Source organism: Micropruina sp., assembly GCF_027492755.1.
In the GTDB taxonomy this organism is placed as follows: Bacteria; Actinomycetota; Actinomycetes; order Propionibacteriales; family Propionibacteriaceae; genus Micropruina.
In genome coordinates this window covers 1-10,264 of the sequence record NZ_JAPUED010000136.1, presented here as the reverse complement: position 1 = coordinate 10,264, position 10,264 = coordinate 1, and the positions used below count along the sequence as shown (strand labels likewise).

Annotated in this window: 6 protein-coding genes and 1 other RNA gene; 4 read left to right on the top strand and 3 right to left on the bottom strand. The window is 71.3% G+C overall.

Annotated elements, in window-relative coordinates:
- Both Q0066_RS09975 and Q0066_RS09970 read right to left on the bottom strand, forming a co-directional pair.
- Positions 1–410: glutamine synthetase beta-grasp domain-containing protein (locus Q0066_RS09975; protein WP_298132490.1), on the bottom strand; the 410-nt coding region annotated here is incomplete at its 3' end.
- Between the two features lie 54 nt (positions 411–464).
- Positions 465–608 (bottom strand): hypothetical protein, encoded by a 144-nt coding sequence (locus Q0066_RS09970; RefSeq protein WP_366521512.1) that lies wholly within the window; start codon positions 606–608, stop codon positions 465–467.
- 99 nt (positions 609–707) lie between these two features.
- Here Q0066_RS09970 and map point away from each other — a divergent pair, with 99 nt between their 5' ends.
- The 4 genes from map (at position 708) to Q0066_RS09950 (ending at position 9,874) form a co-directional block, all read left to right on the top strand.
- Positions 708–1,556 carry a type I methionyl aminopeptidase gene (gene map / locus Q0066_RS09965; protein WP_298132488.1) on the top strand — a complete coding sequence of 283 codons (849 nt, stop codon included), beginning with the start codon at positions 708–710 and terminating at the stop codon, positions 1,554–1,556.
- A 149-nt stretch (positions 1,557–1,705) separates the two neighbouring features.
- Positions 1,706–2,596 (top strand): DUF2510 domain-containing protein, encoded by an 891-nt coding sequence (locus Q0066_RS09960; protein WP_298132487.1) that lies wholly within the window; start codon positions 1,706–1,708, stop codon positions 2,594–2,596.
- A gap of 218 nt (positions 2,597–2,814) precedes the next feature.
- Positions 2,815–5,622: an AAA family ATPase gene (locus tag Q0066_RS09955; protein ID WP_298132486.1), complete on the top strand. Its 2,808-nt coding sequence runs from the start codon at positions 2,815–2,817 to the stop codon at positions 5,620–5,622.
- 100 nt (positions 5,623–5,722) lie between these two features.
- The gene (locus Q0066_RS09950; RefSeq protein ID WP_298132485.1) at positions 5,723–9,874 is read left to right on the top strand and encodes an Ig-like domain-containing protein; all 4,152 of its coding nucleotides are present in this window, start codon (positions 5,723–5,725) and stop codon (positions 9,872–9,874) included.
- 97 nt (positions 9,875–9,971) lie between these two features.
- On the opposite strand, the gene rnpB is transcribed toward Q0066_RS09950, so the two are convergent.
- Positions 9,972–10,264, bottom strand: an RNA gene (rnpB, locus tag Q0066_RS09945) — RNase P RNA component class A; the annotation flags it as partial.

Sequence of the window (10,264 nt, the reverse complement as noted above, 5' to 3'; positions counted from 1 at the left end):
TTGAACAGGTAGAACTCGATCTCGGGGTGGGTGTAGAAGGTGAAGCCCATGTCGGCCGCCTTGCGCAGCGCTCGCTTCAGCACGTAGCGCGGGTCGGCGAAGGCGGGCGAGCCGTCGGGCAGCCGGATGTCGCAGAACATCCGCGCGGTGCCCTGGGTGGTGCCACGCCAGGGCAGCAACTGGAAGGTGGCCGGATCGGGGTGCGCGACCATATCGGCCTCGTAGACCCGGGTGAAGCCCTGGATCGCCGAGCCGTCGAAGCCGATGCCCTCGGCGAAGGCGCCCTCGAGCTCGGCGGGAGCGATCGCCACCGACTTCAGGAACCCCAGCACGTCGGTGAACCAGAGCCGGACGAAGCGGACGTCACGCTCCTCCATGGCGCGCAGGACGAACTCGGTCTGCTTATCCATGGCGGCTAGTCTGCCGCCCGCTGTGTTTCAGTTGGGTTACATCCGCCGGACGGCTCACGAACCTTCCTCGTACTCCTCGTCCTCGCGGTCCCACTGCTCGTTGCGCTCCCGCACCTTCTCCAAGGCAGCGGCGGCCTCGTCCCGGGTCGGATAGGGGCCCAGCCGATCTTCGGCTTTGCAACCCTCGTACGGTTCCACCGCGTGGTGCTTCAGGCACCAGTACCAGCCGTCGCCGCTCACTACCTGCCCCCTATATCGCTCGGATATCGCTCGGATGCCCCCACTATGATCGCGCCCGTGACCGCGATCAAGCCTTACCCGCAGACGCCCCAGCGCCAGGTGCCTGCCGGGATCGGCCGGCCCCACTACGTGGGACGGCCCGCCCCCGACCGCTACCGGGGCTCCGATGTGCAGACCCCGGACGTCATCGAACGCATGCGGGTCGCCGGCCGGCTGGCGGCGCAGGCGATGCAGGTCGCCGCCGACGCGATCGCTCCCGGAGTGACCACCGACGAACTCGACCGGGTCGCCCATGAATTCCTCTGCGACAACGGCGGCTACCCCTCCACGCTCGGCTACCGCGGCTACCCGAAGTCGATCTGCACCTCGGTGAACGAGGTGATCTGCCACGGCATCCCCGACACCCGTCCGCTCGAGGACGGCGACCTGGTGAAGATCGACGTGACCGCGTTCGTGGACGGCGTCCACGGCGACAACTGCGGCACCTTCTTCTGCGGCGAGGTCGACCAGGCGTCCCGCGACCTCACCACACGCACCCGGGAGGCGCTGAACCGGGCCATCAAGGCCGTCCGGCCGGGCCGCCAGGTCAACGTGATCGGACGGGTCATCGAGGCCTACGCGAAACGCTTCGGGTACGGCGTCGTCCGCGACTACACCGGACACGGCGTGCACACCGCCTTCCACTCGGGCCTGGTCATTCCGCACTACGACGAGCCGTCGCTGACCACCGTGATGCAGCCGGGCATGACGTTCACCATCGAACCGATGCTCACCCTGGGCGACTACCGCTCGCACCTGTGGGACGACGGTTGGACGGTGGTCACCAACGACGGCAGCCGATGTGCCCAGTTCGAGCAGTCCCTGGTGGTCACCGCCGACGGCGCCGAAGTGCTCACCGTGCCCTGATCGTCGCCGGCCGAGCCTGTCGAGACCCGAGGCCGTCGAGACCCCGGCTTGGTCCACTCTGACAGGGTTTCAGCAAGCTCAACCAACGGGCTTTCGGCAGCTCGACCGGCGGCGGTCGGGTGGATCAGCAGTCGACAAGGAGGCCGGTGATGGCACAACCGGGCTGGTACCCGGATCCGGGCGGGCAGCAGGGCATGTTCCGCTACTGGGACGGTTCGGCGTGGACCCAGCAGCTGTCGGCGAATCCGGGCGGTGCGCCGTCCGGGCCGGGTGGGCGAAACCCGGCCATGCTCTGGGCGATCATCGCCGGCGTGGTCGTACTCGCGCTGATCGCGGCATTCACCTTGCCCTCGCTATTCGGCGGAGGTCCGTCGGCGAGCAGCAGCGGACCCGTCCCCCCGGCTCCGACCATCTCGGCCTGGGACGAGAACAGCACCCCGACACCGAGCCGGACTCCCACACCCACCCCGACGCGGACACCCACCCCCACCCCGACGCCGTCGCGTCCGGAGACCAGCCTGCCCTGCCCGCGCTACGACACCGCGGTGGTGAACGGACGGCTGTTCGGTGGCGGTCTCAGCGTGCCGGTGATCCGTGACTCGCGCTGGAGCGTCAACGCCGTCCGGACCATTCCATGGGGAATCTGCGCCACCGGGCTGCAACGCCAGATCACCGGTGTGTGGGTCAGCGAGGTCATCCTGGCCGGCATCCAACCCCGCTCGAGGGTCGGCTCACTCAAGGAGCAGGCGGATGCGATCGCCGACGACTCGGTGGGCCGCTTCTACAACGACGGCCGCGGGAAGCTGGTCATGAAGAGCAGCAAGGCGATCCAGCTGGACGGACTGGACGCCTGGGAGCTGCGCTACGAGGTCCGGATCGACTACCTCGGCTCCATTCCGGGTGACAACGTCAATGTGGTGGTTGTGCAGCACACGGACGGCTCACGCAGCGCCCTGATGACCTTCGCCACCATCGGCGACAGCGAGACCCAGCGCCAGGTGGACGCCAGCCGAAGCGCGGTGAAGGTCGAGAAGCGCTGATCCCACCCGGGAGCCCGCGGCGAACCCGGCCCGACTGGACTGCAGTCCGTGTGGAAGCGTTCGGCTTCACCGACGACGGCAACCGGCTGGGCAGTGGCTGTCCATGGTGGTGGCCTCGGTGGGCAGCCGGTAACCGGCGGCTGCGAGGGTCACGTTGCTGCGGTCGGCGCTGCCTCGGACGTAGCATCCAGCCAAAGAGTCTCCAGGGGGTGGGACTGGTGGGTGCAATCCGGCCGTTGCTCGAACGTGAGCGGGAACTGGCAACACTCGATGCCCTGCTCACGGCGGTCGCCGTCCCTCGGTCCCACGGATCCCACCCGGCCGGACGGGCGGTGCTGATCGCGGCCCGCCCCGGCCTGGGCAGGTCGGCGCTGCTGCGACGGCTGGAGGAGTCGGCGTCCGATCGGGGGCTGCTGGTGCGCCGGGTCCGCGCCAGCCGGGCCGAGACCGGCTTTGCGTTCGCCGTGGCCCGCCGACTCCTCGAGCCGCTGCTGCACGATTCTCCTGCTGACCTGGAAGCGGCGGACGGCCTCGCACGATCGGTTCTGGAAGGCGGCACGGGCTCCCCCGACGACGACTCACCCGCCGTCCTGCAGGGCCTGTACCGGTTGATCGGGCGGCTCGCGCGCCGGACGCCCCTCGCGCTGCTGATCGACGACCTGCAGTGGTGCGATGCACCCTCGTCCCGCCTTCTCGGCTACCTGGCCAGGCGCCTCGACCGGTTGCCGGTCCTGTTGGCGCTGACCCTGCGCAGCCGGCCGGGGCAGACCGAGCCGGAACAACCAGAGCCGGACGCGGTCGCGCGGCAGTGGCTCGGCGAACTGGGCGCCGAGCTGGTCCCTCTCGAACTCCGAGCGCTGTCCCGCTCCGCGGTGGCTCGGTTCGCCCGCGGGCCTGAAGCGCGCACCCTCCCCGAGACCCTGATCGACACCCTCCATCGGACCAGCGGTGGCGATCCGTCCCTGCTGGCGCAGGTGGCGGGAGCGTCCTGGCTGCAGGGCGACGGCGTGGACGTCGAGCGCCGAGCGGCGTCCACGATCACCCGACTCCGCCTGGCCAGGCTGGAATCGAGCGCCGTGGCCACAGCAGAAGCACTGGCGGTGTTGGGCGGCAGCGACGACCCCGGTGCCGTCGCCGTCGTCAGCCAGTCGACCGAGCAAACCACGGACGCAGAGCTCGACGGGCTCATCGACACCGGGATCGTCGTCCATGAGGCGCGCTTCGAGTTCGTCCATCCACTGATGGCCGAGTCCATCGCCGAGGGGATCTCCCCGGCCCGGCGCCAGGCGATGCACCGGCGGGCCGCGGACTACCTGCTGGGAGTTGGGCGCCCCGCCGAAGAAGTGGCCGTCCACCTGCTCGCGCTGCCGGCACGCGGACACCCGGAAACCATCTCGGTGTTGTGCCGGGCCGCCGAGACCGCCCGTCGCCGTGGCGCCACGAACCGGGTGGTCGACTATCTGCGCCGTGCCGTCGCAGAGTCCTCCACCGACGCCCGGCGCGCCGAGGTGCTGGCCACGCTCGGCGCCGCCGAGGCGATGGCGAACGACATCTCGGGTGCACTCAACCATCTCGGCCTTGCCTTCGACACCTCGACCGACCCCCGCCAGCGGGCGGAGATCGCGGGCCCGCTGGCCCGGATCGCGCTGTTCGCGGGGTCCGCCGACGAGACGCTCCAGGTGCTCCGGCGGGCGACCGTTGGGCTGCCGTCCGGCCCGTTGCGCACCGGCTTGTCGGCGCTGCGGGCCTATGCCGCGAGCATCGCCGGCATCCATGACGACGAGGCGCTTCCGCCGCCGCCGACCACGTGTCGTGACCTCGGCGACTGCCTGCTCGCGACAGCCTCGGCCTGGCGGTCCGCGATGCACGGTGGGTCCGCCCAGCCGGCCGCTGAGCTGGCCGCACGTGCCCTCGCAGATCGCTCGCTGATCACCTCGGACTGGGCCTACATGGCATTGGTGGCCGCGACCGTCCTGGTGCTCGCCGATGACGAACGCGGTGGGGACGCCTGGGCCGAGGCCGAGCGCGCCCTGCACGATCCGGAGAGCCCGCTGACCAGCGAGGGCGTCCTGGTCTGGCAGAGCTGGGCGCTGCTCGAACGGGGCCATCCGCGCGAGGCATTGTCGGTGGCGCGCAGCTACTTCGTGCAGCTCGGCAAGCAGTGTGACGCGATTCAGAGTTCGGGTGCCGACTACGGCCACGGCCTGCTGCTGCGGGCGCTGGTCGAGCTCGGGGCGCTGGACGAGGCACGCCAGGTGGGCCGCAACGCGCAGGCGCGCAGGGTCGGCTCCGACGGCGACCTGCACCGGCGCCGGGGAATGATCGAGCTGCTGCTGGCCGAGCATCGGTACCACGAGGCCGAGGCAGCCGTCGACGAGCTGCATCGGCTGCGGCCGGCCATCCAGAATCCGGTCTGGCTACCCGCCCCGGCACTGAGGGTGAGGACGCTGATCGGCCTGGGCCGTTCCGCGGCCGCGGTGGACGCGGCCCGGTCCGGGCTGGCGCAGGCGCAGCGCTGGGGCACGGCGTCCGTGGTCGGCAGCGCCCAACGCAGCTTGGGTGAAGCTCTGGATTCCGCCGGTGACGACGATTGCCTGACCGCGCTCGCGAACGCCTCGACACTCCTGGAGCAGGCGAGCAGACCGCTGGAGTGGGCTCGGACGGCGGTCTCCTGGGGGTCGGCGCTGCGTCGTCGCGGGCACGTCATCGACGCCCGTCCGCTGCTCACCCGGGCCGCCGGAATCGCCGATGATCGCGGCTGCCACGGGCTGGCCGAGCGGGCGTTGTCCGAACTGCGCGCCGCCGGCGGACGCCGGGCCAGCGCGTTGCGGACCGGCCTGGCGGCACTCACCGAGCGCGAATGGGCGGTGAGCCGGCTGGCGGCGTCCGGGTTGAGCAACCGTCAGATCGCGCTGGAGCTGCACGTCGGCGCCAAGACTGTCGAGACTCATCTCTCCAGCGTCTATCGGAAGCTCCAAGTCCTCGGACGCGCCGAGCTGGCGGCCCGGCTGGCCGTCCCGGGCTGACGGAGTCGTCCCGGAACAAGCAGGCCCGGACCTCCCGAGGTCGCAGATCTCCGGGGGGTATCCGGAGCAAAAAGCTCGCCGGCCGGGCCACGCTGGCGCCATGCGCTGCCACCCCATCATCGCCACAGTGACCGGTTTCGTCACAGCACTATCAGCCACCATGCTCGTCGCCCCAAGGGCCGAAGCGGCGAACGGACACCATGAGATCAGCTACGGATGCCTCGGCTTCGCGCAGAACTTCAGCGTGCCGCGCGGCGTCGACAAGCTCACAGTGACCGTGACCGGATCCTCCGGCGGGAGCGCCTCGACCGGCGGCGAGGGTGGGGCCGGCGCCACGGTCACCGCCACGGTTCCGGTGGCCGCCGGTGACCTGCTGGACGTCACCGTGGGGTGCTGGACCGGCTACGGCTGGTCGTCCGGCGGCTCGGGTGGGAGGACGAGCGCCACACTGCCCGGCTTCTCCGACGGAGCCAACGGCGGCGGTTCGACCGGCATCGCCCGCAGCGGCGCCAGCACGCCGCTGGTGGTGGCCGGTGGCGGTGGGGGCGGCGGCGGCACCGGCGTGACCGGACTCAGCTACGGCGGCGACGGCGGTAGTGGTGGCCGGACGCCGGGCAACGGCGCACCGGGTACCGGCAACGGTGCCGCCAACGATGGTGGGGCCGGCGGCGCGGCCAGTACGCCGGCAGGGGTGCCCGGGGGGCAAGGCCATGACGGTGCGGCCGGCGGCGGGGGCGGCGGCGGAGGCGGCGGCTACCCGAAGGGCGGCGGTCCGGGCCTGGGCGGCGATGCCGGGGGCGGCGGGGGCGGCGGCGGGGGCGCGGGCTCCTCGTTCGCAGCCGACGAGTTGACCGGCGTCTCGTATGCCACCAGTGACGGCGGCGACGAGGGCTCGGTGAGCATCGCCTACGACGGGCCGTCCGCCGGCCCGACGACCTACACCTGTGACCGGCAGTCGAAGGACTACGTCGTTCCGGACGGGGCGAACGCGCTGTTGTTGACGGTGATCGGTGCGGACGGCGGCGGGGGCGGCGGCCGCGGCGGGAATCCCGGCCAGGGAGCCGGAGTCGGGCTGAGGCTGGCGGTGACCGGCGGCCAGAAGCTCGCTGCGGCGGTGGGCTGCGCGGGCGCGACGCCACTCGACGAGGTCGTCGCCGGTTCCGGCGGCTGGGGGGATTTCAAAGGCGGCACCGGCGGCACCGGGGAGCGCAACCTGCTCCAGGTCAGCTACGGCGGCAGCGGGGGCGGCGGTGCCAGCGAGCTGAGCTACATGGGCCCGATCGCCGTCGCCGGGGGCGGCGGAGGCGCCGGCGGCAACGGCCTGTTCGGCGGTGGAGGCGACGGCGGCAGCGCCGGCAGCACGGTCACCTCTGGCACGGGCGGCGGCGGCATCAACGGTGGCGCCGGAGGCAGTGGAGGCGACGCCAACACCACCGACGGCGGGAACGGCGAGGCCTCGCACACCGCAGCAACCGGCGGAGGCGGCGGGGGCGGAGGCGCCGGCTATAACCGTGGCGGCCTCGGCGGGGGCGGCGGCAACGCCGGCGGAGGCGGCGGGGGCGGTGGCGGTGGCGGCCTGTCGTACCTGGGCCCGAATCGCGGCGCCAGCGAACAGCACTACCTCAACCTGACCACGTACCGGCCGGTCGCGCTCAGCCACCTGCCACGATTCACCCGGCCCACCCTGGACGGTCTGATCGTCATCACACCGCTGTTCCCGGCGGTGGTGGCCACCACCACGACGGTCACCGTGCCCACCGGCGTGGTCTATGACCAGGGGACGCACGCCGCGAGCGCGCTGACCACCGGTCCGAACGGAGTGGTGGTCGCCCGGCCGACGGTGACCTATGCGCCGGGCGGCAACGACGTCCCCGAGCTGCCCGGTACGTATACCGCGACCGCGAGCTACGCCGGTGATGCCACCCACCTGCCCAGTTCGGACAGCAAGACGTTCACCATCGCGAAGGCCCCCTCGACCACCACCGTCACCGCGACGGACGCCAGCTACGACGGGAAACCGCATGGCGGCACGGCCGTGGCGACTGGGGTCGGCCTGCAGCGGAACCTGCCGATCAGCTACACCGGTCGGGCCGGGACCAGCTACGGCCCGACGACCACCGCGCCCACGGGTGCCGGCTCCTACACCGCGACGGCGACATTCGCCGAGACCGGGACCCATCTGGGCAGCACCGGCAGCGCACAGTTCGCGATCACCGGGTTGGGCCAGTTGACGGCCCGAGCCGATGACCAAACCCGCACCTACGGCGACGCCAACCCGACATTGACGGGCACGCTGACCGGCGGGCGCCCCGTCGACCAGCTGAGCGCGACCTACTCGACCACTGCGACGGCGTCCAGCCCGGTCGGCGACTACCCGATCGTGCCCGCCATCCATGACCCCAACGGCGTCCTCGGCGGCTATACCGTCACGCTCACCAACGGGACCCTGCGGGTGACCAAGCGAGCGCTGAGCGTCACCGCCCGGAACGCAACACGGCCCGCCGGCACCGCCAACCCGACCTTCACCGCCACTGCGACCGGGCTGGTCAATGGCGACACCCTGGCCGGGATCGGCATCACCTGCAGCTCGACCGCGACGGCCAGCAGCCCTGCCGGGACGTATCCGATCACCTGCGGCGGCTCCCCGGCCAACTACCAGGCCAGCTTCACCGCCGGAACGCTCACCGTCGAGGCGGCCGTCCTGCGGTCGCTGACCGTGCAGCCCGACCCCGCCACTGTGGCGGCTGGGCACACCGTCACGTTCACCGCGACCGGTCACTATTCCGACGGGTCGTCAGCGGTGCTGCCCACCGGGGTGACCTGGTCGTCCGACGACGCGACGATCGCCTCCATCGATGCCGTCTCGGGCATCGCCACCGGCCTGAAGCCGGGAAGCGTGACCGTCACCGCCAAGGTCGGCGACCTCAGCTCCAGCGCGCAACTGCGGGTCACCGCTCCGGTGCTGACCGGCGTCCGAGTCACACCGACGACGCTGGAGCTCACCAAGGGCGCGACCGGCGACCTCGCGGCGACCGCCGAGTTCAGCGACGGCTCCACCCGGGATGTCACGGCGGAGGCCTCGTGGTCCTCGAAGTCGACCTCGATCGCCACGGTCAGCCACGGCACCGTCACCGGTGTCGGCAAGGGCTCGACCACGATCACCGCGACCTTCGAGTCGATGTCGGGCACGGCCCAGGCCACGGTGCTCGATCCGGCCCTGGTGAGCCTGGCGATCAAACCCGCACGGGTGAAGATCGCCGTCGGGACCGATGCACCGCTCACCCTGATCGGCACCTATGCCGACGGCAGCACCGCCGACCTGACCGCGGCCGCCGGCTGGACGACGACCGATCCGACGATCGCAACAGTGTGCGGCGAGGGTGCCTGCGTGCGGGGCACGGTGACCGGCGTCCGTCGCGGGACCACCACGGTGACGGCGCGGGTGGGAACCACCACCGCCACCGCTCGGGTGAGCGTGCAACGGGTCAAGCTGAAGAAGATCACCGTCAGCCCGGCCAAGCCCACGATCGCCAAGGGCACCAGCGTGAGCTTCGTCGCCACCGGTACGTTCTCGGACGGCAGCCACCAGGTGCTGACCAGCCAGGTCCGCTGGCACTCGTCGGCAGCCAAGGTGGCACGGGTCGACGCATCCGGCGTAGCCACCGGCAGGTCAGTGGGAGTCAGCACGATTCGCGCCAGTCTGGGGAAGGTCTCCGGCAGCACCAAGCTGCGGGTCACCAAGGCCAAGCAGACCTCACTCAGCGTGGTGCCCGGGAGCCTCCGCCTCGGGATCGGCTCGTCGGCAGACGTCGCCGTGGTCGCCGGTTACAGCGATGGAACGACCAGGAACGTCACCCACAAGGCCACCCTCACCATGGCCGATCCGGCGATCGCGACGGTCCGCGCTCACCAGGTCACCGGTCGGGCGTCCGGGACGACGACGCTCACCGCGCGGGTCGGCAAGTCCACGGCCACCGCCACGGTGACGGTCAACGCGCCCAAGCTGATCGGGCTGCAGATCAGGCCGGGGTGCGTCACCCTCAAGGGCCATGCCAGCGCCACCCTGCATGCCATCGGAGTGTTCAGCGACGGTACCGAACTGGACGTGACCACGAGCGTCACCTGGTCGAGTACCGATGACAGGGTCGTCAGGGTGAAGGACGGCGTGGTCACCGGCGTGTATCCCGGGAAGGCAACCGTCCGAGCACAGGGGAAGGGCCTGACCGCCACCGCCGTGGTGCACGTTCAATAGGCGCTGACTCGCTGGTCGAGCTTTGTCGAGACCCCTCCCGGAGTGGTTTCGGCAAAGCCCGACCGACGACCAGAACCGGACGGTGAGGCGACGATGGGGGACGAGTCGGCCTGTAAGCCGGATTCTGTGGCCCGGAGGCCGGTGATCATCCATCTGCGACCGCCGTTGCCGGCGGCCTTCGCCCCCGCTGGGGCGTGCAACCTACCCGGACGCCTCGCGCGGGCAGCGCTCGGACGGCGTCCGCGAGCCCGTCCGAAGACGGGCCCTTCTTGGTCTTGCTCCGGGTGGGGTTTGCCGAGCCACCCCAGTCACCTGGGGTGCTGGTGGTCTCTTACACCGCCGTTTCACCCTTACCGCCGTCGCCGGCGGCGGTCTGTTCTCTGTGGCACT

Coding starts and splice junctions, on each gene's coding strand:
- Q0066_RS09960 (WP_298132487.1), top strand. CDS start 1,706: ATGGCACAACCGGGCTGGTACCCGGATCCGGGCGGGCAGCAGGGCATG.
- Q0066_RS09950 (WP_298132485.1), top strand. CDS start 5,723: ATGCGCTGCCACCCCATCATCGCCACAGTGACCGGTTTCGTCACAGCA.